Consider the following 24,906-nt stretch of genomic DNA (forward strand, 5'->3'; position numbering starts at 1 on the left):
GAAAATTATGGATACTTCAAGTGTTACATATTATATATTACTAATTATTCATTTTTTATTTTTAGGATACTCATTTTTGGTTTTAGTGTCCTATGGGATATTGGCTGTTTATTCTAGAAAAGAAACAATTTCGTATTTACGAAAAAATAGCTTTGTTAATTACAAAGACATTTTATCATCAAGATTAGCTCCAGGTATTTCAATTGTAGCTCCAGCCTATAATGAAAGTTTAAATATTGTTGAGAATGTAAGGTCGTTACTTTCTATACATTATGCAGATTACGACGTAATTATAGTAAATGATGGTAGCACAGATGATAGTTTAGAAAAGTTGATTAAAGCTTATAATCTAGAAAAAGTAGAATACCTAATAAATGAGCGTATTAAAACTAAACCAATAAGAGCAGGAGTTTTTAAGTCTAAAAACCCAGCATTTGAAAGACTGATTGTAGTTGATAAAGAAAATGGAGGAAAAGCAGATGCGCTTAATGTAGGATTAAATATTAGTAAAAATGATTATGTAGCTTGTATTGATGTAGACTGCTTGTTAATGGAAGATTCATTACAAAAAATGATAAAACCTTTTTTAGAGTATACGGACAGGAAAGTAATTGCATCTGGAGGAGTCATAAGAATAGCTAACTCATGTATTATAAAAAACGGAAAGCTAATAGATATAAACTACCCAAAAGCAACCTTGGTTAGGTTACAAATACTAGAATACTTACGATCTTTTTTATTAGGAAGAATGGCATGGAGTAAATTAAATGGATTGTTGGTGATTTCAGGAGCGTTTGGAATGTTTGATAAAAATATAGCGATTAAGGTGGGAGGGTATAGTACAGAAACTGTTGGAGAAGATATGGAAATTGTAGTTCGAATGCGTAGGTATATGGAAGAACAAAACAAAAAATATAAAGTAGCCTATATTCCAGATCCATTATGTTGGACGGAAGCTCCAGAAAGTTATAGAACATTTATATCACAACGTAACAGATGGACGAGAGGAACAATTGAAACATTAAAGACACATAGAGTAATAGGCTTTAACCCAAAATACAGGGTTTTAGGAATGCTAAGTTTTCCTTATTGGTTTCTTTTTGAACGATTAGCACCTATAATTGAAGCATTAGGTATTATATACTTTATAGTATTGCTTTTTATAGGAAGTGTTCATTGGAGTTACGTACTCGGATTTTTTTTAGCGGCTTATTTTTCTTCAGTAATCTATACTTTATTAGCGATTTTCTCAGAAGAATTTAGTTTTCATCAATATAAAAAAAAGGGAGTAGGGTTTCAGTTAATAAAATCAGCTTTCTTAGAACCCTTTATTTTACATCCAGTTGTCTTGTATGCCGCCTTAAAAGGAAACAAAGACTACTATTTTAATAAAAAACTTAAATGGGGAAAAATGACAAGAAAAGGATTGGGTAGTAAATAATTATGAGAAAAAAACTGTTAACATATTTAAGAATACTTACAGCATTGTTAGTAATGTTTTGGTTACTAGGAGTGGTAGAGGTTTTTGCTAGTTTTAAAGGAGTGCATACAATAATTTACATAATAAAATTTGTAGTGTATAAGTTGTTGCATGCTTTTGCAACAGCTGTGATAATAGGAGTATTGTTTTTGCCTGTATATTATTTATTAGGATTAGGAAATAAAAAATTAGCAGAAATAACACTTATAGCTTTTGGGGTGCTTCTCATTATAGGAGAATTTTCTTTGGTAAAGTATAGTACAACCACTCTCTTGAATTTAGGAGCAGATCTTTTAGGGTATTCGTATAATGATATTTACAAAACTATAGCATCTTCCGAATCGTTTTCTATTGTTAATTATTTACTTTTTTTAATTATTCCTTTGTTGTTTTTAGTGCTTGTATATCTATTCAAGAAGAAAGTGCCAGAAAACTTTTTTCTTAAAACGATTTTAGGGTTGTTAGTATTAGTGATACTGTTGAGGTTTTTTAGTTCAGAATTTAATGAAGCTAAATATCAAAATAAGATCAGTTTTTTAGCAACAGATATTTTAAAGTTTAAATTAGATAAATTACAAACACACAATTATCAGCCTGAAGAAGCAGAAGAGTATCCTTTTTTAAAACCATCAGAAGAAACAAAAGATGTATTAGGTCCTTTTTTTAATACAACATTGAAAAAGCCTAATATAGTTGTTATTGTAATGGAAGGACTAGGGACTGAATTTGTAGATGGCAATTCATACAGTGGGTTTACTCCTTATTTAGATAACCTAATAACACAATCGTTGTATTGGGAGAATTTTGTTAGTAACACAGGGAGAACCTTTGGGATACTACCTTCTTTACTTGGGTCGTTACCTTTTGGAGATACTGGTTTTTTAGAGCTAAAAAAAGCACCAGCACATTTGTCATTATTTAATGTGTTAAAAGCAGATGGATATACAACATCCTATTATACAGGAACCCAGTCTAGTTTTGATAAAATCGTTAACTTTTTAGAGTACAACAATGTCGATTTTATTATTGATGAAAATAAATATGGACCATCATATATAAAAACAGGAGGAGTTGATGGTTTTTCTTGGGGATATCCAGATGCAGAAATGTTTAAAAAAGTAATAAGTACACTAAAAGACAAAAAAGAACCTAGGTTGGATGTGATAGCAACGCTTACTAATCATGAGCCTTTTGTATTCCCCGAAAAAGAGATGTATGAAAAGAAGGTAGATAGTATATTAAAAACATCACAAACTTTTGGAGTTCCAAAAAAAGAAATAGAAAACAAAAAAGAAATTTATGCAACGCTACTTTACAGCGATCATTCTTTAAAAAACTTTATGGAGAGTTATAGGAGAAGAGAAGATTTTAATAATACAATTTTTGTCATTACTGGAGATCATAGACTAATTCCAGTAGAACAAAAAGATAAGTTATGTAGATTTCATGTTCCGTTGCTTATATACAGTCCCATGTTAAAAAAAACACAGCGTTTTAAATCCATTTCTTCTCATTTAGATGTTGCTCCAAGTATTTATTCCTTTTTAACGAATAATTATTCGTTTGAACCTCTGAAACAAACCGCTTGGTTAGGAATAGGTTTAGATACTACAAGAAACTTTAGAAATATTCATAAAATAGGATTAATGCGTTATAAAGGAGGTTTGAAAGACTTTATTTATGGTGAATATTTGTTTTCTGATGGTGATTTATATAAGATAGATAGCACTTTTGAAACCCATAAAATTAACAATGAAAAAATGTTAAAAGAGGTAAAAAAATCTTTTGAAGAGTTTAAAGCAATTAATAAATACGTAACTGAGCAGGATAAAATTTATCCAGATGTTATTTATGAAAAAAAGCAGGAAAAGATTCAGTTTACTGAAAGAGAACAAAAAGTAATAAGAGGAGTAACAGAAGGAAAAACATTTGATGAGGTGTTCTTAATAGCAAGATCAAAAGCTTTTGATGGAGATAGAGCAGGTGCAAGATTACTTTGTGATTTTATTTTAAATAATATGCCAAATCATGCAGATGCAAGAATTTTAAAGGGCAGAACATTGTCTTGGGACGGAAGATATAAAGAAGCAGAAAAACTATTGTTAAATGCTGTTGAGAGGCACCCGTTTTATGATGATGCATATGTTGCTTTGTTAGATTTATATTGGTGGTCAGGTCAAGAAACAAAAAGTATAACTGTTGCCAAAGAAGCTTATGTAAATGAAATTAAAAATCCAGATATAAGTTTTAAGCTAGCGAAAGCACATCAACGATTGAAGCAAAAAAATAAGGCAGTAAAAATTATGGATAGCCTTTTAACTATATATCCAGATAATAAGGAGTACGTGGAATTAGAAAAAGTATTAAAAGAATGATGTTAAAAAGCATAAAGTGTAATCTTTGTATATTGTTAATGTTACTTGTTTGCTCTGTTTTTTCACAGCAAAAAATATTTCAAGGTAATCCAGACACAGCTTTTGAAAAAGCAAGAGAAATGGCTTTTAACAAACAGCGAAAGGAAGCGCAAGATGCCTTACGGTTTATCTTAACAAAGTATCCAAATTACTTAGATGTACGATCTTTTTTAGCAAGTACTTATTCTTGGGATGGAAACTATAAAGAAGCTAGAAAAGAATTTGAATATGTGTTGGAAAAAGATCCTAAAAGAAAAAATGATTGGATAGCGGCTATTAAAAACGAACTGTATGCCTCATTACCTTATAAAGCAAACGATTTAGTAAAAAAGGCACTGTCATACTTTCCAGACGATACAGATTTACTATATCTCAAGGCAAAGTCGGAAGAAAAATTAAAAAATCCAGAAGAAGCTTTAATAACACTAGATAAGATAATTAGTATTGATGCTAACAATTCTGAAGCAATTTCTTATAAAGAAAGCTTAACTAATACATTGCGTTTTAATAGTGTTGGGTTGAGTTATTCAACGGTTTTATACCATAAAAATGAAAGAGATGCATCTCACTTCAGTACATTTAATTATACAAGACAAACAAAGTATGGTAGTATTATAGCTAAAATAAACTACTCAAGACGTTTTGATACTGATAACATACAATATGAAGTAGATTTATACCCAAGAATAACAGACGGTTTATACGCATACGTGAGTGCAGGCTTTTCAAACTCTAGTTTATTTCCAAAGGTGCGTTATGGAGCAGAATTGTATAAGTCGCTACCACTTGGCTTAGAAGTTTCTTTAGGTTTTAGAGGCTTGAAGTTTGATGAAACAACGATTATTTATACAGGATCTGTAGGTTGGTATACAGGGAATAGTTATTGGTCGTTACGACCTTATTTTACTCCTAACGATAATGGTACAAGTAAGTCAGTTACGCTAGCGTACCGTAGATATTATAGTGATGCAGACAATTACTTTGGTGTTGCAATAGGAGTAGGGTTTTCACCAGAAATAGATAGATTTCCTGTAAATACAGAACAAACGGTAGTTTTTGATTTAAAAACACAAAAAATAAGCGGTGAATATGCATTTACCTCTTCCAATAAAAAGCACGCATGGAGAACCTCAGTAAATATTTTACGTGAAGAAAAAAGCTTTGATAGAGGAGAATACTTTTTGTTATACACCTTGGGAATATCTTACGATTTAAGGTTTAGGTAGGAGTCGCATTTAGTAAAATTAAACAAATTTTCGATTGTAGCTTTTACCCAGTTTTACTGCATATTCAATTACATTTTTAATGATTTTTCTATTGTCATTTTTACGCCAATTGATATATAACTCAGTATTTTCTGGTAATGTGATAAAACGAAGGTTGGTGTTTAAAGAAAATTGATATGAATAAGGCAAAATAGAAATACCTAAACCTCTACCAATTAAATTTAAAATCATGCTTCCAAAATCAGATTCAATATGAGTTTGAGGTTCAAAGCCGTAAGTGTTAAATATATTGCGTAGCAATGAGGAAAAATAGGTGGTATGATGTAAACCTGAAAGAATAAATTTTTCGTCTTTTACATCTCTTAAATCTACAAAAGAATCTTCTGTAACCCAATGATCTTTCGGAACCACAAGGCAAACGGGTTCAGCATACAATCTTTCAATAAAATAGAAGTATTTAAAACTTTATTTCTACTAAAAGCAACGTCTATTTGATAACTAGAAAGAAGTTTTTCAAGTGTTATATCAGTAGGCTCCATAAGTTCTATTTTTAAATCAGGTTTCTCTTCTGAAAATATTTTGAGTAACTCTGGTAAATAGTTGTATGAGATAGAGCCAGGATAAGCAATACTAACAAGTCCGGAAGAACCTTCATCTATTTTTTTAGCATGCTGATGTGTGCGATCAAATTCGTCTAGTAAAACGTCCCACTTTTTCTTAAGGAATACACCAGCCTCGGTAAGTTTTACATTTCTTTTATCTCGTTCAAATAAAGTGACACCCAATTCTTCTTCTAAAGATTGAATTTGTCTACTCAACGATGATTGAGAAGTATAAACTTTCTCTGCTGTTTTCCAGAAATGTAGTTCTTCTGCTAGCGTTAAAAAATATCGAATTTGTTGAAATGTCATTTTAATGCGTTTTTTGCATTAATTGATCAAAAATAAGTATTTTTTAATAAAGAGAACCGCAGTTGCTTTGCATAAAAAAACTTTGTAATCATTTTTAAAAAGTAAAGAAATGGGAATTGAGAATTTTATTGCATTTTTAGTAGCAACTATTCTTTTTGTGTTAACACCAGGAATAGAAACTGTTTTTTTAATTAACAAGTCAATTAGTCAAGGGCGAAAGTCTGGTGTGTATACTAGTTTTGGCTTAAATACTGGAGCTTTAGTACATACGTTATTTGGAGCTTTGGGGCTGTCAATCATGGTAGCCAAATCAGCTTTGTTTTTTGCATTGATTAAATATTTAGGAGCGGCTTATTTAATTTATTTAGGGGTAGTAAAAGTGATGTCACAAAAAGGATTGATCACAGAAACAAATGAAGAGCAAAAGAAAAATTCAGCAAAAAGTAACTTTACATCGGGGTTTATTACAAATATATTAAACCCGAAAGTTGCATTATTCTTTATAGCGTTCTTTCCGCAGTTTATAAGTCCAAAAGAAATAGAAAATCCAGTTCCTTTTATAATAATGGGAGTTATTTATGCGGTAATGACTACTATTTGGTACTTGATTTTAACATCGTTTGCGGGATCGTTTTCAACGAAAATAAAAGAGAATGAAAAAATAGGTATAAGACTGAATAAAGTATCAGGAGCAATATTTGTATTGATGGGATTACAAATAGCGTTTATGTAATAGTAAATAATGCTTAAAAGAAAAAACCTGAGTTATAACTCAGGTTTTTAAATTTAGAATCGTACAGTTCTATTAGTTATGTTTTCATCGTATTTTTTGGCAAACTTTTTTAAGTTCTTAGAATTAATATTACCTTCATTGTCTAAAACATTATTTTCAAGCAAAAGCTTTATCATGTATTTCCAACCTCTATTGCTTACTCTGCTTGATTCAACCCATATCTCATCTTTGGTAAAAAACATTTTTTTGTAATCATCGTCAAGATAGCTATGAGTACCGCTGTTTTCTTGAAACATATTAACAATTTCATCTTTGCTGTCTAAAGAATATAAAATTAGTTCAGTTCCTAGTCCTCTTTTTTCATAGTTTAAAATTTCTTTTCCATCTACTAATACTTTTCCTTTTTTTAATTTTATTTTTTGAGAAAACCCCAAAGAAGATATTAGAATAGTAAAAGCAATTGATAATAAAAGTTTCTTGTTCATAATGGTAATTTAATTTGTTTAATAAAGGGAATAAAAATAGCTTTTCTTTATGAAAAGAAACATTAAATGTGAGTTAATTTAGTTACGATTTCTTTATGCTTAGGGAATAACAGTATAAGCTCTTCTCTCTTAGGTAATACAAAATCATGAAAGTCAAAGCCAGGAGCTACTGTACAACCAGTAAAAGCATAGGAGTTTTCGTCAACAACTTCAGCAGCAAACCAATAACCAGCAGGAACAACAAATTGAGGTTGTTCATCATTTTCTATATCATTTCCTATTAGAACAAAAGAATAATCTCCTTTAGGAGAAATCATGTGTAGTTTTAGGGAATTTCCTTTATAAAAATGCCATATTTCATCTTGATTAATCTTATGAAAGGCAGAGAATTTTTCAGAAGTTAGTAAAAAGTATATACACGTACTATAATTTCTATCTCCTATAAAATTTGAATTCAGTTGTTCATTTTTAATGATTCCATTACTTCTGTAGGTTTCTTTATAAAAGCCTCCTTCAGGATGTTCTGTTAAATCAAATTTTTTAATTATTTGTTGTGCTGTCATCTTCTTTATGTTCATTCGCTTTTTTAATAATGGCTTTTAAACGTTCTTTGGTACGTTGCTTTTCCAAACGAAGTTTATTCTCCTTTTGCTTCATTAAGCGCGTATGTTTCGCTTTGTTTACCGTATTTTTTGCTTTCCCTTTTTTAGGCATTTTAAGGATTGATTTTCCAGATTTTATCTGCAGCTTTTAAATATTCAGACAATGCAGCCGAACCATACCAGTTGTATAAGTCTACATCTAAATATTTTGCTTTTACAGCAGGGTCTGTTTTAATTAGTTCTTTGGCTTCTTCTATGGTTTTTACATTAAAGATAAACAAGCCTCTAAACGAATTTTCATTTTTACCAAAAGGTCCAGCAACAATGAGTTTTTGCTCTTTAACTAATCTATTGATGTTATTTAAATGTCCCCTAAAAGCTTTGTTTTTCTCTTCTTTGTTTTTAGATGTGTTGCTACCTGTCTTTAAAATGGCAAAGACATAACCTTTCATTCCGTAGTTGTCTGCACCTAATTCTTTTGCTAGTTCAGCATCGTAATTAGGATTGCTGTTTTGAGCATTTATTGAGGTAGACAACAATGCTATTATGAGTATTAAAAAAGGTTTCATGCTATGTGAGATTTTGTAAACTATAAATTTACGTGTTTTTTGTGTATAGTTAATAACCCTAAGAAAGTTAAGAATCCGTTTAATATTAATACAAAGAATCCAAAGTCGAATCCGAGTTTTTCTTTACTGTAAAAACTAATGATATACGTTAATACTGGAGCTATCAAACAAATAATTGGAACCAGTTTATCTTTTACATTCAGTTTGGTAAATAGTCCAAAAGTATATAAACCTAATAAGGGACCATAAGTATAGCCTGCAAATTGAAATATTTTAGCAATTACACTTTCATTAGCAATAAAATATTTAAAAATCAAGATGGTTGCTACTAAGATAAATGAGAATAACACGTGGATTTTCTTTCGTGTTTTTTCTTTTTCTTGTTCGTTATCTTTTTTATCAATCTCTAAAATATCAATACTAAAAGAGGTTGTTAATGAGGTTAAGGCACTATCTGCACTAGAATAAGCCGCAGCAATTAAACCTAATAAAAAGAATAAAGCCGTAGCAATTCCTAAATCACCACTCATGGCAATGGTAGGAAATAAGTTGTCTTTATGAGCGTCTAAACCATTAGCAGTAGCATAATCTGTTAATAAAACTCCTAAAGCTAAAAAGAAAAAGTTTACAATGACTAGCACTATGGTAAACCAAAACATGTTTTTTTGAGCATCTTTTAAGTTACGGCAAGTGAGATTTTTTTGCATCATGTCTTGATCTAACCCCGTCATTACTATGGCAATAAAAGCTCCAGAAAAGAACTGTTTCCAAAAATAATTTCCTGCTTTTACATCGTCGAAAAAGAAGGTTTTAGATAAACTATTATCAGCAACGTAGGTAAATAGATTGTCTATATGCATCGCATCTTTTATCATTACAATACATACGCCAACTGCAATTAGCATAAAGAGTGTTTGTAAAGTATCTGTCCATACAATCGTTTTAATTCCTCCTTTAAAAGTGTATACCCAAATAAGTAAAATAGTAATGGTAACGGTTACCCAAAAAGGTATTCCATACGCATCAAACAAGATTAATTGTAAAACATTTGCTACTAAAAACAATCGGAAAGCTGCACCAACAGTTCTAGAAAGTAAGAAAAAAGAAGCACCCGTTTTGTATGAATATCTACCAAAGCGACCTTCTAAATAGGTGTAAATAGAGGTTAAATTTAATCGGTAATAGAGTGGAAGTAAAACGAGTCCAATTACAGCGTATCCCAACACATATCCTAACACCATTTGCATATAACTCATTTTATCGCCTTCAACCCACCCAGGGACTGAAATAAAGGTGACTCCCGAAAGTGAAGCCCCAATCATTCCAAAGGCAACTAAGTACCAAGGAGAGGAATTGTTTGCTTTAAAAAATGTGGCGTTGTTTGCTGATTTACCAGTGATGTATGAAATAAGAATTAATACACCAAAATAAGCTAGAATAAGGAGTAATATATGTAGTGGCTGCATACTGTTAATTACGAATTATAAATTACGAATGTACTAATTTAGTTTTTAGCTTGTACAAATTCATAATTCGTAATTAACAATTGCAAAATTAGAGTTCTATAACCACTTCTTCGGTTTTTCTGCGAACTTTTTTTAAGTCTTTCATATAATCGTCATCTGCTCTAAAACCAACAGGTAGCACTAAAACAGATTGTAAATTATACTTGTCTAAATCTAAAATCTCGTTATATTTTTCAGGAACAAAGCCTTCCATAGGGCATGAGTCTATTTTTTCATTTGCAGCTACAGTCATTAGGTTTCCTAAGGCAATGTATGCTTGATTTTTCATCCATTGAAATAATACTTCTGGAGATTTATTATCAATGTCGTTTGTTAAGAATTCTTTAAACGGATTTAAAATTTCGTCTGGTGTATTTCGGATGTCCTTTACTAGTTTAAAATAGTTTTCTACATGCTCCGAGGTTAACTCTTTTGGAATACATAAAACTAACAAATGTGACGCTTGAGCAACTTGATGTTGATTCCAAGAATGTACAACTAATTGTTGTTGTAAATCTTTATTTTTAATTACCACCATTTTTACAGGTTGCAAACCGTAAGAAGTAGCGGTTAAGTTGAATGCTTCTTTTAAAATATTTATTTGTTCTTCGGAAAGAAATTTATGTTCGTCAAATTTTTTAACAGCATAGCGCCATTGTAAATTTTCAATACTATTCATGTGGTTTAATTTTACTCGATAATTGAGGGTTAAAATATTTCAAGATTTAGCTTATTGATTTCTACAAGATAAATTCCTTGACAAAAATAGAGGAATAAAAAGTTGCCTAAAAATACTTTGAATAATTAATATTGATAGTATCATAGAAATATTTTGTACATTGAAAGTGAAAAAGAAAGCATATGAAAGAAGAATTTTTACACTTTTTGTGGCAATACAAATTATTTAACAAATCAAACTTAACATCCGTAAAAGGAGGAATCATTGAAGTTCTAGATTCAGGAAGTTATAATACGAATTCAGGACCAGATTTTTTAAACTCAAAATTGAAGATTGATGATCAGTTATGGGTAGGAAATGTTGAAATTCACATAAAATCATCAGATTGGTATGTACATCATCATGAAAAGGACAAGAATTACGATGCAGTTATTTTACACGTCGTATGGGAGCATGATACAAACGTGTTTATGAAAAATAACCATCCATTACCAACGGTAGAATTACAAAGATTTGTTCAAGAAGATGTATTGGAAAATTATCAGAAATTGTTTTCAAAAGAGCAACGTTGGATCCCTTGCGAAAAGCAAATAACTGAAATAGACTCTTTTTTATTAAATAACTGGTTAGAGCGTTTGTTTTTTGAACGTTTAGAAAATAAATCGATTCTTATAAAAGAATTACTTCTACAATCAAATAATGATTATGAAGCGGTGTTGTTTCAGTTATTAGTCAAAAATTTTGGATTGAAAGTAAATGGAGAAGCTTTTTTAGAGTTAGCGAAGTCGTTTGAATTTTCTGTATTACGAAAAGTAAGATTTAACGAAGAACAATTGTCCGCATTATTGTTTGGTCAAGCAGGTTTTCTAGAAAATAAAATTGAGGATGGTTATTATTTAGAACTACAAAAAGAATATAAATACTTACAACATAAGTATCAATTAAAACCGTTAGCGAAACAGCGGTTTCAGTTTTTTAGAATGCGCCCTAATAACTTTCCTACAATTAGAATAGCTCAGTTAGTAGCGCTATACTTTAAACATCAGCATTTATTCTCTCAAACATTAGAAGCAATTCACTTAAAGGATTTTTATATGTTGTTTTCGGTGGAGGTGAATGACTTTTGGAAAACACATTATACTTTTGAAGCAGCATCAAAGAAATCGCCTAAAAAACTTACAAAATCATTTATTGATTTACTTATTATCAATACGATTGTTCCTTTAAGGTTTGTGTATGAGCAAGAAAGAGGAGAGGTGAATGAAGAACAATTATTGCAATTAATACAGCAACTAAGACCAGAGAAAAACTCAATTATTAATAAGTTTTCTGAATTAAAAATTGAAGCAAAAAATGCTTTTGAAACTCAAGCTTTGTTAGAGTTAAAAAATAATTATTGTATAAAGAAACGTTGTTTACAATGTGTAATAGGGAATAGTTTGTTAAAAGGTTAAGATGTTTTGAGTTTTTTTATTTTATAATAATAGATATCGCCTTCTGGAAACCCAAGATTAGTAGCATTCTTAAATTCGATTATAATTGGAGAAAAAGGATTGTCCTTTTGGGGTTTAGGGTATAGATTCTCGATACAAAAATGCTTTACATCTTTTTCAGGCTGAGAGGATAATATTTTGTAAAAATATATATAATCACCTGAAGAGTCTTTTTGGCCACTTTCAACGACTTCAAAAGAAAAGTCATCATTATATTTTTTATAAGACATATAATAGTGAAAGAAAAGATCCCAAACAAAGCTCTTGTTTGGGATATATATTAATGTTAATATAAACTCTTAAACTTAGCAGGATTTGCTTCGTGCATAATTTCATACACTTTTTCAAAAATATCTTCAGCAGATGGTTTAGAGAAGTAATCTCCATCAGTACCATATGCAGGTCTGTGAGCTTTTGCAGTTAAGGTTTGTGGTTTACTGTCTAAATGTTTGTAACCATTTTGATTTTCAACAATTTCTTGTAATAAATAAGCTGAAGCTCCTCCAGGAACATCTTCGTCAACAACTAATAAACGATTTGTTTTAGCAACCGATTTAACTGTGTCATGATTAATATCAAAAGGTAATAAACTTTGTGCATCAACAATTTCTACATCAATACCAACTTGAGCTAAATCTTTAGCAGCTTCCTCAACAATTCGTAAGGTAGAACCATAAGAAACAATAGTAATGTCATTTCCTTCTTTAATGGTTTCCACAACACCAATTGGAGTTTTAAAATCCCCTAAGTTTGTCGGTAACTCTTCTTTTAAACGGTATCCATTTAAACACTCTACTACTAAAGCAGGATCGTCACCTTCTAATAATGTGTTGTAGAATCCAGCTGCTTTGGTCATGTTTCGAGGAACTAATACATGAATTCCTCTAATATTATTTATAATTCCTCCCATTGGAGAACCTGAATGCCAAATTCCTTCTAAACGATGTCCACGAGTACGGATAATTAAAGGAGCTTTTTGCTTTCCAAAAGTACGGTAACGAAGTGTTGCTAAATCGTCACTCATAATTTGTAAAGCATATAATAAATAATCTAAATACTGAATTTCAGCAATTGGACGTAAACCACGCATTGCCATTCCAATACCTTGACCTAAGATAGTAGCTTCACGAATTCCAGTGTCAGAAACACGTAACTCACCAAATTTTTCTTGTAAACCTTCCAATCCTTGGTTTACATCTCCAATATAACCAGCATCTTCCCCAAAGATCAATACCTCAGGGTGTTTTGCTAAAATTGCATCAAAATTATCACGCATAATAATACGTGCATCTACCATATTTTTTTCTGAAGCATAGGTTGGAGCTTCGGCAGGAATATTTTCAGTAGCTAATTCAGTTTCACTTAATAAATGAGCTGAATATTTTACAGCAGCTTTATCAATTGAAGCTTTAATAAAGTTTTGAAGTGCAGTTTTTTCAGCAAAATCTTCATCTCTTAAGTAACGTAACGTTTTACGTGCTGCTACTAAAATATCTTTTCTGATAGGTTCAGCAATTGCCGCTAAATCGTTTTTGTATTTTGAAATGAAAGAACCGTTGTTGCTTTTTTGTGCAATGGTATCTAACAAAGTAATAGCTTCAGCTACTTCTGCTTTTATTTCGTTTGTATATGCGCTCCAAGCATCACGTTTAGCTTTACTAACTTCTTTTTTCGCTTCTTTTTCAATATTGATTAAATCTTCTTCAGAATCAATAAATTTTAAAGTCTCTCCATTTTCATTTTCAAGTTCAAACTCTAAAATCCACTTACGCATTTGCGCAATACAGTCAAACTCTTGTTCCCATTGTAAACGTTCTTTTGATTTATAACGTTCGTGAGACCCAGAAGTTGAGTGTCCTTGAGGCTGTGTTAATTCTTTTACATGAATTAATACAGGTATATGTTGCTCTCTAGCAATTTGAGAAGCTTTGTTGTAGGTGTCAATTAACTGAACATAATCCCAACCGTTAACTACAAAAATCTCATATCCGTTACTTTCATTTTCACGTTGGAATCCTTTTAAGATTTCAGAAATACTCTCTTTAGTAGTTTGGTGACGTGCATGTACTGAAATTCCGTACTCATCATCCCAAACATTCATTACCATTGGAACTTGTAAAACACCTGCCGCATTGATAGTTTCGAAGAACAAACCTTCACTAGTACTAGCATTACCAATAGTACCCCAAGCAACTTCGTTACCGTTGATTGAAAAGTTGGTGTGTTTTTCTAAACCTTCAACATTTCTATAGATTTTAGATGCTTGTGCTAATCCTAATAAACGAGGCATTTGTCCTGCAGTAGGAGAGATATCAGAAGATGAATTTTTTTGAGCTGTTAAATTTTTCCAGTTCCCATTTGCATCTAAAGAATGAGTTGCAAAGTGGCCTCCCATTTGGCGACCAGCAGACATAGGCTCAATTTCAATATCAGTATGTGCGTATAATCCTGCAAAAAATTGTTGAGGAGTCAATTCTCCAATGGCCATCATAAAGGTTTGATCACGATAATAACCTGATCTAAAATCTCCATTTTGAAAAGCTTTAGCCATTGCTAATTGAGGTACTTCTTTACCATCTCCAAAAATTCCAAATTTAGCTTTACCTGTTAAAACTTCTCTTCTTCCTAATAAACTACATTCTCGACTAATACGAGCAATTCTATAGTCCTTTAAAACTTCATTTTTAAAATCTTGAAAAGAAAGCTGTTGAGTATTAGCTATTTCGGTATTTTGCGTCATAATCATCTAATTTAGGTATGGTTACAAAGATAGGTTTTTTAGTTGAAATTTAAAAATTTCTATTTTCATTGAATATTTTTCAAAAAAAAGAGAAAAAATCAATTTTTATTGAAGTATCTATAATATGCCTCTTCTGATGAAGTTGTAAATTCTATCAATATCTGTGGTAATGATGAATCTAATTTTTGAAGGATAAGCTCTTTTGTTAATCTCAAAACCTTCGTTAGTGTAGATAGGTAAGTAAAATTCAAAAATATCTGGAAGGAAGTTTAATCGAATACCATTCTCGTAAAAAAACTTGGGGGTAGTGTTCTTGTTTTTTAACATAGCAACATCGTTATAAATCTCGGCCCATCTCCATACACTTACACTGGTATTAATAGATGTTATAAGCTGATTAGCAAAATAGGGTTCTTTAAATTTAGATTTAAAGCCTCCTTGTCCTACAACAAATTGCTGACTGAAGAACCCTTCATTTTCAGAACGTCCAAATAAATTTTGTTCAAATAAATAGTCATTACCTCTGTTTAACCCGAAGCTAAAGTAATTTCCTTCCGTTTTGTTAGATAGGAAGAGTCCACCAAAAAAACGGACTTCAAAACTTTCGTTAGCAGTAAAGAACTTTCTATAACGAAAATCAGTAGATATTTTACTAAAATTAGAATTTATCTCGAGGTTTGCAGCATATCTAATTCTGTGAATAGCATCAAATTTGTTGTTGATATAACGCAGGTTGAAAATGTTATATTTATCTTGATCGTTTTGAGTACTATTAGGGGCTACTTCTTTATCAACACTAACCATACGGGCTATTAAGAATTTAGAACCAATATCACGGAGTGTATTTCTCCTGAATTGAAAATTAATAAATGGACTTAAAGTATTGTATCCTAATTCAGGAGCGTAGTGAAAATTACTTCCTGAAATTCCATACCGTATTTTATAAATTTTAGAGTCTCTTAAAAAATGATTATATCCTACAGAGAAAGATCCGGTTAAGTTTCTACTTTTAAGACCATAGTTAGGGGTTAAACTAAATTGAAAGTTATGGCTAACAAGTGACCTGTTGTTTATGTTTACCCCAAGTATTAGTCCGTCATATAAGTTATACTTAATATCAGGGTAATAAAATAGTTGATTATAATAAGGGTTTTCAAAGTCTTTAAAGAAGCGAAATTGAATAGGTTTACTTATAATGTTATTATTTACATTTCTAAAATTGTTAAGAGAATTAAATTCAGGATAGTTATTTTCATAATTCAAAGCTAGCTTGTTAAAATCGCCTCTTTTAATTTTTACTGTTTTGGTAGAATCTACATTTGTAATCCAAGTTTTAAGTTTTATTTTTTTCTTTTGAATACCAAAGAGTGCTACAGGAGCAGTAAAACTTCTTTTATTTTTGATGGTTACGAACAAAGAATCTTTGTTTTTGGTGTAGGCTACTTTTTTTATTTTGTAGTCAATTTTTTTATCGGTAGTAAGGTAATCATCAAAAAACCATTGCAAATCTTTTGAGGTTTTTTTTTGAAGTATTTCAGTAAAGGATTTACTACTTGAAGGTTTTAGCTGATTTTTAATGTAGAATTCTTTTACAGATTCTTTTAAAATGCTATCTCCAACAAAGTCATGTAAATATTTAATTCCTAAACCAGCTTTATACTTACTTACTACTTTCCTGTTAAAGTTAGAAAGAGAGTCACTAGAGGTTGTTAAAGGTTGATCATAAAACTTACGAGAACTAAACTGATAAACAAGAGGATATTTATCGTTTTGTTTTAATTTAGCAATATTATAGGTTTTTATAGGCCAATACTTGGAGTACTTACCTAAAAAAGTAACTTCTGGATAGTATTTTTTTACATACTCCATCATTAAATAAGTTTGTAAGCCATCGGTTAACCAGTAATCTTTTCTCGGTTTATGAATAATTACATCATCAAAATACTTTTGAGTAAGAGCTTTTAAAAAACCTGTTTCCCATCTAAAATTTTTAGGAAAAGGTTTTAGCCAACTAGGAAGCCCATAAATTTCATGCAGAGAATTTTTGTTTATGGTACGTGAATCTACAAGGATTTCAGGGTGCGGGTGTTTGCCAATGAAGTCTTCTATAAACTGTATTTGCCTATTTATAATTTTGGTTGTTTCTTCATTAGGGATTTGTTTTAGGTAAGCATCTGTTTTTATTTCTTTATCTTTTAGTTTAAAAGATTTAAAAGTTCTCACTGTATCAATATGAAGGATGATATCCTTTTTTTTTGCACCAACTAAATAGAAATTGGTGTAATTATCATTTTCAGTTTTATATTGGTATAAGTTACTTTCTATATGATAGTTTTTAGGAATATCTATAGAAATAGAGTAATTAGAGAGTTCTTCGTATAAATCATCTAAATTTAAGTTGCTCATTAACTGCCACTCTTTATCGTATACAGCAGGAGTTATATACCAAAACCGTAAATGATATCCTGTTTTTGTTTTTCCATATCCTGTATATTTTGCATTTGGAATTTTTACAGAATATGAGGTACGGAGTACTAAACTATCTTTTGGCTTTAAGGGTTTATTAAGAGATACTTTAATAATGTCTTGTTGATTTTTTACCTCTTTAAATGAAACTTGTTTAAAGTTAACTGTTAAGTTTTTCACTATGCTATAGCCTCTATCTTTATCTTTTGAAAAATGAAAAGTTTTTCTATAATCTTCAATAAAACGTTTAGCTAAAGGAGTGTCATCATTTTTATAACTATTAGCCCAGTTATGTAAAAAAATATAATTTAGATTAGAAGAAGAGCGATTATAAAATATTGTTTTTTGTAGAATATGAATTACATCGTTGTCTATATCTAATTTAGCTTTTATTTCAACAGAGTTTTCTTGTGCTACTATTTTAAAGCAATACAAGATGATAGCACATAATAAGAGGAGTGTTTTCTGTTTCAATATTATATAAGGTCTTTTAAAAAGATTTATTATTTAATAAACCTTGTGAAAATAAAAAAGCTCATTGAATTTTCAATGAGCTTTAAAGATAAAAATTTTTAGAAGTTTGGTTTCAGTTGATATTTAGCATAGAATTTATTAAAGTGCTCAACAGCTTCGTCAGCAGTATCAACAACTCTGAATAAATTTAAATCTTTCTCACTAATGTTACCTTCTTCAATTAAAGTATTTTTAATCCAGTCTAACAATCCAGCCCAGAACTTTTTGCCAATTAGAACAATAGGGAAGCGACCAATTTTATTAGTTTGAATTAAAGTAATTGCCTCAAAAAGTTCATCCATTGTACCAAAACCACCAGGCATAACAACAAATCCTTGAGAATATTTTACAAACATAACCTTACGAACAAAGAAGTAATCAAAATTTAAGTTTTTGTCATTGTCAATCCATGGGTTGTCGTGTTGTTCAAAAGGAAGTTCGATATTCAAACCAACAGAAGTTCCCTTACCACGATGAGCTCCTTTATTACCTGCTTCCATAATACCAGGTCCACCACCAGTAATAACACCAAAACCACTTTGTGTTAATTTATAAGCTACTTCTTCAGCTAATTTATAATATGGATCATCAACTTTTGTTCGTGCAGACCCAAAAATAGACACACAAGGTCCAATTTTGCTTAGTTTTTCGTAGCCTTCAACAAACTCAGACATAATTTTAAAAATAGCCCAAGAGTCATTTGTTTTTATTTCGTTCCAGGTTTTTTGTTGTAGTTTTTCTCTAATTTTTCTGTCATCATTCGGACTCATAATTCTTCTACTTTTATATTAAATAACAAATTAAACTGCTAATATTTGCTTTTTAGCAAGCCTGCTAATTTAGTGGTTTTTTATTAATTATGAGATGAGAGATATAAAAAAAGAGCGAGATAAACTCACTCTTTGTACATGAAAATAAAATTAGGTAATTACATATACCTTTAGTGTAAAATAATGTATAGTTACCTAAGATTATTACAACATAATAAATGTGCAACAAGTGTTTTCAGGTTGTGATTGATATAAAAGCCTCAGGACAGATGGGATTACCACCATTAATAGTTTTTTGTTCAGCTTTATTTATAACTTTTCCTAAGTTTAAAATTTGATTTTTTATATTAAAATATATTAGAATTAAAAAGGGTTGCTTTCTTCACAGTCAGTGTGTACAAGAACACATTTTTTATGTTCAAGAGGAAGTGCTTGATACTGAGGACAAGTGCCACAAACCCCATTGTTTATACCATAGCATGGAGGTCCAGAGTAAGTATTGCAACTAGAAGTACCTCCGTTAATTTGTTTTTGATTAGCCTTGTTTAAGACTTTACCTATGTTTAAAATTGTTTTTTTCATAATTGATGATTAAAATATTTTATATTATTTAAGACAAGTTTTATTTTTAAGCAGAAATACAATGATAGTTAACAAGTACACAAGGTTTATGCCTTTCAGGTAGTGTATTATACTCTTGATAACTACCATATTGACTTTGTTGGTTACTATAGCGACTAGGGCTAGAGTATGAATTACAATTGGCATGCCTTCCACCATTAATTACTTTTTGTTCAACTTTGTTTAAAACGTTTCTTAAGGTTGAAATTTGTTTTCATACTTTTTTTGCTGAAAAGATTAATTTTATTTGTTAATGCTAATAAATACCGCAAACTATTAAAATTAAGAAATTAGAAATCGGCTATCTTTTTAGATAGCCGAAAAAGTTTATAAAGGTTCTGTCCCTTCAAAACAATCGCTATGAATTAGAACACAACCCTCAGCGCCTGGGTAGCCTTCAATTTGATCGCAATGTAAACAACCAGGTACAGGACCAAAGCATAAGCCATGTTCTCTGTAATAATCACAATTGTTACCACCATTAATTTGTTTTTGGTCTATCTTACTTAAAGTTTTACCAAGGGTTAAAATTGATTTTTTCATAATTTATTTTTTAGATATTAATACCAAATGCAACCATATTGTGTACATCTTCCTGCATCACAAAACTCTCCCCATTGAGTTTGAACACAACACCAGCTTCCACTACCAGTGCATGAACCAGATCCAATACCACCATTAACTTGTTTTTGGTCTGTTTTAGTTAATTCTTTTCCTAAGTTTAAAATTGATTTTTTCATGATTAAAAAATTTAAATATTGATTAACCCTTGAACTGTTTTAAAGACACTCAAGGTTTGTGTCTATTCTTCGCGAAAGAATTTTTTATTTGATTATATTTTTAAGTTGATAGAAAAAACGTTCTATCAAGCGTAAATCTTCAGTTACGATGTCAGCTGCTCCTTTCATTTCTTGTCTAAAAGGAATTGTTTTATTGTACGTAGTTTCTAGGTTTTGGGGTAATTCTACATCTACCAAATAGTTGCCTTTTTCGTTAGGTATAAGAGAGATAGATTTGACTTTTCCGTTTAACTCACCAAATTCATCAGAAGGATAGTTTAATAGTTTAATTTGAACTTTTTGACCTTTCTTTATTTTACCAGAGTTAGCAGCAGGTGCTTCAATTTTACCAATAAAAGAGTTTCCTTTGTTTGGAATAATAGTGAATATTAAATCTCCTGTATTTACAGTTTGGTTTTTGTTCCAAAAAGAGAGAAATGATACTTTTCCATCTATAGAAGAAGTAAGCGCATATTGTTTTTCCCAGTCTTTAATAGCTTTTTTTAAGTATAAGAAAGATTGAATAGCTTTCTTTTTCAATCGAGTATCTTGTTGTGTTTTTTTTATAGAAGTTCCCTCTAAATTTTTAGCAGAATTGTTGATTAACTCACGTATTTGTGAAATCGAAGATTCAAGGGTTTTGTATGATCGTTTGGCTTGTAAATATTCTATTTCTTTTTGGTCTTTTTCTTTAGCAGAAATAACTCCTTGACCAAACATTTTTCTACTGCGTTCTAAGTCCTTTTCTTTAAACTCTAGTTCTTTTAAGTTTAGTTCTTTTTGTGATAATAAAATTTGTAGTCTACCTCTTGCTTCTATAACAGACATTTGGTTTGCGAAGTTCTCAGATTTAAACGGAGTTAGTTTTTCGTTTAAAACATATTCAGAATAGTCGTTTTCAAATTGAGAGTAGCTAGAAGTTATGTCTCCTAAAATTAAAGGTGGAACTTTATCAACAGGAAAAAAGAACTTTTGTTGATTCACTTCGATAGTATCGACAATACTCTTCAATAGTAAGACATCTTTGTAAGAAGCACTGTTTTCAATAACCGCTAAAACATCTCCTTCAGAGACATTTTTACCTTCACTCGTTAAAAAAGCTTCAAACTGACCGGTTGATTTAGCATAAATTTTTTCGGGTGGAGTAGAGGTGGTAACCATTACCTCTGTAGATATAACATCAGGGTATTTTACAAACCATGAAATGAATAAAAGCATTATTATAAGTCCAAGAAGTAAAGTATTACCCCAACGTATCATCCAGTTAGGTAAATGAGTTAAAATTTCTTGTACTTCTTCACTACGAATCTCTATATCTTGAGTATTGTTAGGCATTTTAAAGTTTATAGTAAAGGGAGAATTATTCTCCCTTTATGTTATAAATTAAGGTTTTAAAAGATAATGAGTATGGGTTATAATCCACAAATTTCATCATATCTTTCTGGCGTCATACAAAGTCCAATGCAACAACCTAATGGCCATTCACAATTAGAGTCGTTTTCACAAAACTTATTTTTACCTCCATTGATTAGTTGCTGTTCAACCTTATTTAAAATCACTCCAAGGTTTAATATTGATTTTTTCATAATTAAAATATTTTATACTAGTTTTAGTAGAGAGATAAAAAAAGACTAATAGGGTTGTTGACAAATTTGAGTGTAATCAGGAACACAGGAGTCTCCTTGTAGTTTACAACAATCTGAACATAAAATTCCATAAGGTCCCCCATCTATAACATAACAATTGTTACTAGCGGAACTACCATTTAACTTTTGTAGTTCTTTTTTATTTAGCTTTTTTCCTAAATTTAAAATTGACTTTTTCATTTTTTATTTTTTTTAAATTATACACCAAAACAATAATACCCAACTCTAACTCTGTTTTGACAGTTAGAAGGAAGGTTGTTATAGTCACTACAACTCCCACAATAAACAGCACCACCAAATAACTCTGTGTCACTATTACCATAGTAGCAGTTAGTAGGAGGGCATGATTGAGTTCCCCCACCATTGATTGACTTTTGTTCTATTTTACTTAAGTTGTTTCCTAAGTTTAAGATTGATTTTTTCATAATTATTTAGAAGCTTAAGCAGGGCAACATTGTCCATTTTTTATAATACCTCTATTAGCACCTCCCATACCATTTGGTACAGCACAAACGTCTCCTTCTTCACAGTCTAAAGCGCAAAAAAAGTAGTTAGAGCATGGGAAACTAATTGATTTACCTCCATTAACTAGTTGCTGCTCAGTTTTATTTAGAGCTTTTCCTAAGTTTAAAATTGATTTTTTCATTTTAATAATAATTTAAATTTGATAAAAACCTTGACCATTTAAAGACACTCAAGGTTTATGTCTATTCTTTGCGAGAGTTTTTATAATGTTAGTTTTTAAAGAATTTTATTATCTAGAAAAACATTCGTGATTGACTAAAACTTTCATTTGGCATTCTTGTGAAAGATTATGGTAATCTTGACAAGTACCACAAAGAGTTGCTGGTGTACTAAGTGGAGTATCAGAGTAGTAGCATCCAGTTGGAGGGCACGATTCATTTCCTCCGTTAATTTGTTTTTGTTCAGTTTTACTAACTGATTTTCCTAAATTTAAAATTGATTTTTTCATTTTAAAATAATTTAAATTTGATAAAAATCCTTGAACAATTTAAAGACACTCAAGGTTCATGTCTATTCTTCGCGAAATGAATATTTTATTTACCTAAATCTAGTTGATTTTTAACTAGATGATAATAACTTCCTTTTAATTTAATTAATTCTTCGTGGCTTCCTTTTTCAATAATTTTTCCTTTCTCAAGTACCACTATTTGATGCGCGTTTTTTACAGTACTTAATCGGTGTGCAATTACCACCGCTGTTTTGTCAGCAAAGAACTCATTAAGTTTTCCCATAATAACCTTTTCGTTATTGGCATCTAATGCACTAGTAGCTTCATCAAAGAATAAGAATTTCGGGTTTTTATAAACAGATCGTGCAATTAATAAGCGTTGTTTTTGACCAGTACTCAATCCGTTTCCTTCACTACCAATTTTTGTGTTGTATCCTAATGGTAGACCTTCAATATAGTCACCAATATTTGCTACATCGATTGCGTGAGCTAATTTTTCTTTATTAACATAATCTTCACCTACAGCTATGTTTTTAGCTATAGAATCATTAAAAATGTAACCTTCTTGCATTACAACACCACAGTTTCTTCTCCACTCTTTTTGTGATACGTTTTTCAAATTGAAGTTGTTAATCATAATGTCTCCTTGGTCAACTTGATAGAAACCAAGTAGTAGTTTCATTAAAGTAGTTTTACCACTTCCACTAACACCTACAATAGCTGTTGTTTTGTTAGCAGGAATTTCAAGTGATAAATCTTTTAACACAGGTTCTAATCCTCCAGTGTATCTGAATGAAATATTATTTAATTTTATTGAAGCATTTTCAGGAATAGTAGTAACTTTTTCATCACTAGGTTTTTCTTCATCTTCCATGTTGTGTATTTCACCTAATCTATCTAAAGAGATTTGTGCATCTTGTATATCTCTCATAAAATTAATTAGTTGAGTAATAGGGCCATTTAATTGACCAACGATGTAGCTAATAGCCATCATCATACCTAAGGTAATTTGACCGTCTATAACTAGTTTTGCAGAAAGTATGGTAATGAACATGTTTTTAAGTTCATTAATGAAGTTTGAACCTACACTTTGTGTTTGCTCTAAAGCAAGGCTTTTGGTAGCTACTTTAAATAATCGAGCTTGCACATACTCCCAGTTCCAACGCATACGTCTTTCAGCATTATGAAGCTTTATTTCTTGCATCCCATTGATAAGTTCAATAACTTTACTTTGCTCTTGACTTACTTGAGAGAAACGTTTATAGTCTAATTCTTTTCGTTTTTTAAAGAAGAATAATACCCAACCAAAATACAACACACTTCCTAGCACAAACACTCCGAAAATTTGTAAACTATAATAGCCTAATACCAAACTGAAAATTAAAAGATTAAAGAAAGAGAATAATACTGTTAAAGATGATGTAGTTAAAATTCTTTCAATACGTTTATGATCATTAATCCTTTGTAGTAAATCTCCTGTCATTCTTACATCAAAGTAAGAGATAGGAAGCTTCATTAACTTGATGAAGAAGTCGGAGATTAAAGAAATATTGATTCTAGTACTAAGGTGTAGTAAAATCCAACTTCGAATAATTTCTAAAGAAGCTTTTCCAATAAAAAGGAACAGTTGTGCAAATAAGATTAGATATACAAAGTTTAAATCTTGATTTTTAATACCTACGTCAACGACACTTTGAGTTAAGAAAGGCAATATTAATTGTAATAAACTTCCGGCAAGAAGTCCTATTATAAGTTGAGCTATAAATTTTTTGTATTTATATAAGTATTTGAAAATAAAAGAAAATCCAAATTTTTCATCTTCTTCAAACTCTTCTTGATAAAATTTAGGAGTGGGTTCCACTAATAAAGCAATTCCCTCTTCTGTATTCTCATCGGCATTGTTACCAATCCAATGTTGAATAAACTCCTCTTTTGTGAAAGTAATTAATCCGTGAGCGGGATCAGAAATATAAACGAGATCCTTTTTTATTTTATAAAGAACTACATAGTGATTTTTATTCCAGTGAATAATACATGGGAATGGGGCTTCTTTAAGCTTATTGAAAGCTAATTTAATACCTAAAGACTTGAAACCTATAGACTCAACAGCTTCACTTAAACCAAGTAAACTACTTCCTTCTCTGGTAGTTTCACTTAAACTTCTTAGTTGTTGAGTATTAATAGTTTTACCATAGTGTTTAGCTATGATTTTGATACAAGTAGGTCCGCAATCTTTTGCTTCGGTTTGTTTGTAGTTTGGGAATTTTTTCAAGTTCAATTTTGGTATAAGATATAACTAGG

27 protein-coding genes are annotated in these 24,906 nt (G+C 30.5%); 5 read left to right on the forward strand and 22 right to left on the reverse strand.

What is annotated here, in order from left to right; translation table 11 throughout:
- Positions 1–7 precede the first annotated feature (7 nt).
- The 3 genes from D6T69_RS06165 (at position 8) to D6T69_RS06175 (ending at position 5,120) form a co-directional block, all read left to right on the forward strand.
- Complete coding sequence (locus D6T69_RS06165) at positions 8–1,441, forward strand: glycosyltransferase family 2 protein (RefSeq protein WP_125066929.1); 1,434 nt, start codon at positions 8–10, stop codon at positions 1,439–1,441.
- 2 nt (positions 1,442–1,443) lie between these two features.
- Positions 1,444–3,855 (forward strand): LTA synthase family protein, encoded by a 2,412-nt coding sequence (locus D6T69_RS06170; RefSeq protein WP_125066930.1) that lies wholly within the window; start codon positions 1,444–1,446, stop codon positions 3,853–3,855.
- 119 nt (positions 3,856–3,974) lie between these two features.
- Positions 3,975–5,120, forward strand: a complete 1,146-nt coding sequence (locus D6T69_RS06175) for a YaiO family outer membrane beta-barrel protein (RefSeq protein ID WP_240628377.1) — start codon at positions 3,975–3,977, stop codon at positions 5,118–5,120.
- Between the two features lie 18 nt (positions 5,121–5,138).
- Here the strand turns inward: D6T69_RS06175 and D6T69_RS16155 are convergent, their stop codons facing one another.
- The gene (locus D6T69_RS16155; protein WP_262706666.1) at positions 5,139–5,531 is read right to left on the reverse strand and encodes a LysR family transcriptional regulator substrate-binding protein; all 393 of its coding nucleotides are present in this window, start codon (positions 5,529–5,531) and stop codon (positions 5,139–5,141) included.
- The gene (locus D6T69_RS16160) at positions 5,489–6,031 is read right to left on the reverse strand and encodes a LysR family transcriptional regulator (RefSeq protein WP_262706667.1); all 543 of its coding nucleotides are present in this window, start codon (positions 6,029–6,031) and stop codon (positions 5,489–5,491) included. The genes D6T69_RS16155 and D6T69_RS16160 overlap by 43 nt, the downstream gene beginning before the upstream one ends.
- Positions 6,032–6,140: 109 nt before the next feature.
- On the opposite strand from D6T69_RS16160, the gene D6T69_RS06185 reads away from it, so the two are divergent.
- On the forward strand, positions 6,141–6,764 hold the full coding sequence (locus D6T69_RS06185; protein WP_125066932.1) for a LysE family translocator: 624 nt from the start codon (positions 6,141–6,143) through the stop codon (positions 6,762–6,764).
- A gap of 53 nt (positions 6,765–6,817) precedes the next feature.
- Here the strand turns inward: D6T69_RS06185 and D6T69_RS06190 are convergent, their stop codons facing one another.
- The 6 genes from D6T69_RS06190 to D6T69_RS06210 all read right to left on the reverse strand — a co-directional run bounded on the left by D6T69_RS06190 (position 6,818) and on the right by D6T69_RS06210 (position 10,604).
- Complete coding sequence (locus tag D6T69_RS06190; protein WP_125066933.1) at positions 6,818–7,249, reverse strand: hypothetical protein; 432 nt, start codon at positions 7,247–7,249, stop codon at positions 6,818–6,820.
- Between the two features lie 62 nt (positions 7,250–7,311).
- Positions 7,312–7,827 (reverse strand): cupin domain-containing protein, encoded by a 516-nt coding sequence (locus tag D6T69_RS06195; protein ID WP_240628379.1) that lies wholly within the window; start codon positions 7,825–7,827, stop codon positions 7,312–7,314.
- Positions 7,790–7,963, reverse strand: coding sequence for a hypothetical protein (locus D6T69_RS15945; RefSeq protein ID WP_164506694.1), 174 nt, complete (start codon positions 7,961–7,963; stop codon positions 7,790–7,792). The genes D6T69_RS06195 and D6T69_RS15945 overlap by 38 nt, the downstream gene beginning before the upstream one ends.
- A 1-nt stretch (position 7,964) precedes the next feature.
- On the reverse strand, positions 7,965–8,420 hold the full coding sequence (locus tag D6T69_RS06200; protein ID WP_125066935.1) for a YciI family protein: 456 nt from the start codon (positions 8,418–8,420) through the stop codon (positions 7,965–7,967).
- Between the two features lie 20 nt (positions 8,421–8,440).
- The gene (locus D6T69_RS06205) at positions 8,441–9,886 is read right to left on the reverse strand and encodes a sodium:solute symporter (protein ID WP_125066936.1); all 1,446 of its coding nucleotides are present in this window, start codon (positions 9,884–9,886) and stop codon (positions 8,441–8,443) included.
- An 88-nt stretch (positions 9,887–9,974) separates the two neighbouring features.
- A complete protein-coding gene (locus tag D6T69_RS06210; RefSeq protein ID WP_125066937.1) occupies positions 9,975–10,604 on the reverse strand; it encodes an NAD(P)H-dependent oxidoreductase in 630 nt (209 codons plus the stop codon).
- Positions 10,605–10,786: 182 nt separating this feature from the next.
- Between D6T69_RS06210 and D6T69_RS06215 the strand changes: the two genes are divergently transcribed.
- Positions 10,787–12,058, forward strand: coding sequence for a DUF2851 family protein (locus D6T69_RS06215; RefSeq protein WP_125066938.1), 1,272 nt, complete (start codon positions 10,787–10,789; stop codon positions 12,056–12,058).
- Here the strand turns inward: D6T69_RS06215 and D6T69_RS06220 are convergent.
- The 14 genes from D6T69_RS06220 to D6T69_RS06280 all read right to left on the reverse strand — a co-directional run bounded on the left by D6T69_RS06220 (position 12,055) and on the right by D6T69_RS06280 (position 24,877).
- Complete coding sequence (locus D6T69_RS06220) at positions 12,055–12,327, reverse strand: hypothetical protein (RefSeq protein WP_125066939.1); 273 nt, start codon at positions 12,325–12,327, stop codon at positions 12,055–12,057. The two genes, D6T69_RS06215 and D6T69_RS06220, sit on opposite strands and share 4 nt — an antisense overlap.
- Before the next feature lie 56 nt (positions 12,328–12,383).
- Positions 12,384–14,837, reverse strand: a complete 2,454-nt coding sequence (locus D6T69_RS06225) for an alpha-ketoacid dehydrogenase subunit alpha/beta (protein ID WP_125066940.1) — start codon at positions 14,835–14,837, stop codon at positions 12,384–12,386.
- A gap of 117 nt (positions 14,838–14,954) precedes the next feature.
- Complete coding sequence (locus D6T69_RS06230) at positions 14,955–17,777, reverse strand: gluzincin family metallopeptidase (protein ID WP_240628381.1); 2,823 nt, start codon at positions 17,775–17,777, stop codon at positions 14,955–14,957.
- A 98-nt stretch (positions 17,778–17,875) separates the two neighbouring features.
- Positions 17,876–18,586: an LOG family protein gene (locus D6T69_RS06235; RefSeq protein WP_125066941.1), complete on the reverse strand. Its 711-nt coding sequence runs from the start codon at positions 18,584–18,586 to the stop codon at positions 17,876–17,878.
- A 363-nt stretch (positions 18,587–18,949) separates the two neighbouring features.
- Positions 18,950–19,168: a hypothetical protein gene (locus D6T69_RS06240; protein WP_125066942.1), complete on the reverse strand. Its 219-nt coding sequence runs from the start codon at positions 19,166–19,168 to the stop codon at positions 18,950–18,952.
- Positions 19,169–19,534: 366 nt separating this feature from the next.
- Complete coding sequence (locus D6T69_RS06245; protein WP_125066943.1) at positions 19,535–19,750, reverse strand: hypothetical protein; 216 nt, start codon at positions 19,748–19,750, stop codon at positions 19,535–19,537.
- Positions 19,751–19,767: 17 nt separating this feature from the next.
- On the reverse strand, positions 19,768–19,947 hold the full coding sequence (locus D6T69_RS06250; protein WP_125066944.1) for a hypothetical protein: 180 nt from the start codon (positions 19,945–19,947) through the stop codon (positions 19,768–19,770).
- A gap of 84 nt (positions 19,948–20,031) precedes the next feature.
- On the reverse strand, positions 20,032–21,321 hold the full coding sequence (locus D6T69_RS06255) for an HlyD family secretion protein (protein ID WP_125066945.1): 1,290 nt from the start codon (positions 21,319–21,321) through the stop codon (positions 20,032–20,034).
- 77 nt (positions 21,322–21,398) lie between these two features.
- Positions 21,399–21,572 (reverse strand): hypothetical protein, encoded by a 174-nt coding sequence (locus tag D6T69_RS15950; protein ID WP_164506695.1) that lies wholly within the window; start codon positions 21,570–21,572, stop codon positions 21,399–21,401.
- Between the two features lie 45 nt (positions 21,573–21,617).
- Complete coding sequence (locus D6T69_RS06260) at positions 21,618–21,812, reverse strand: hypothetical protein (protein ID WP_125066946.1); 195 nt, start codon at positions 21,810–21,812, stop codon at positions 21,618–21,620.
- 17 nt (positions 21,813–21,829) lie between these two features.
- On the reverse strand, positions 21,830–22,057 hold the full coding sequence (locus D6T69_RS06265) for a hypothetical protein (protein WP_125066947.1): 228 nt from the start codon (positions 22,055–22,057) through the stop codon (positions 21,830–21,832).
- Between the two features lie 14 nt (positions 22,058–22,071).
- The gene (locus D6T69_RS06270) at positions 22,072–22,278 is read right to left on the reverse strand and encodes a hypothetical protein (RefSeq protein WP_125066948.1); all 207 of its coding nucleotides are present in this window, start codon (positions 22,276–22,278) and stop codon (positions 22,072–22,074) included.
- 108 nt (positions 22,279–22,386) lie between these two features.
- Positions 22,387–22,605, reverse strand: coding sequence for a hypothetical protein (locus D6T69_RS06275; RefSeq protein ID WP_125066949.1), 219 nt, complete (start codon positions 22,603–22,605; stop codon positions 22,387–22,389).
- A gap of 85 nt (positions 22,606–22,690) precedes the next feature.
- The gene (locus D6T69_RS06280) at positions 22,691–24,877 is read right to left on the reverse strand and encodes a peptidase domain-containing ABC transporter (protein WP_125066950.1); all 2,187 of its coding nucleotides are present in this window, start codon (positions 24,875–24,877) and stop codon (positions 22,691–22,693) included.
- Positions 24,878–24,906 lie beyond the last annotated feature (29 nt).

The sequence above is a fragment of the Tenacibaculum singaporense genome, assembly GCF_003867015.1.
In the GTDB taxonomy this organism is placed as follows: domain Bacteria; phylum Bacteroidota; class Bacteroidia; order Flavobacteriales; family Flavobacteriaceae; genus Polaribacter; species Polaribacter singaporensis.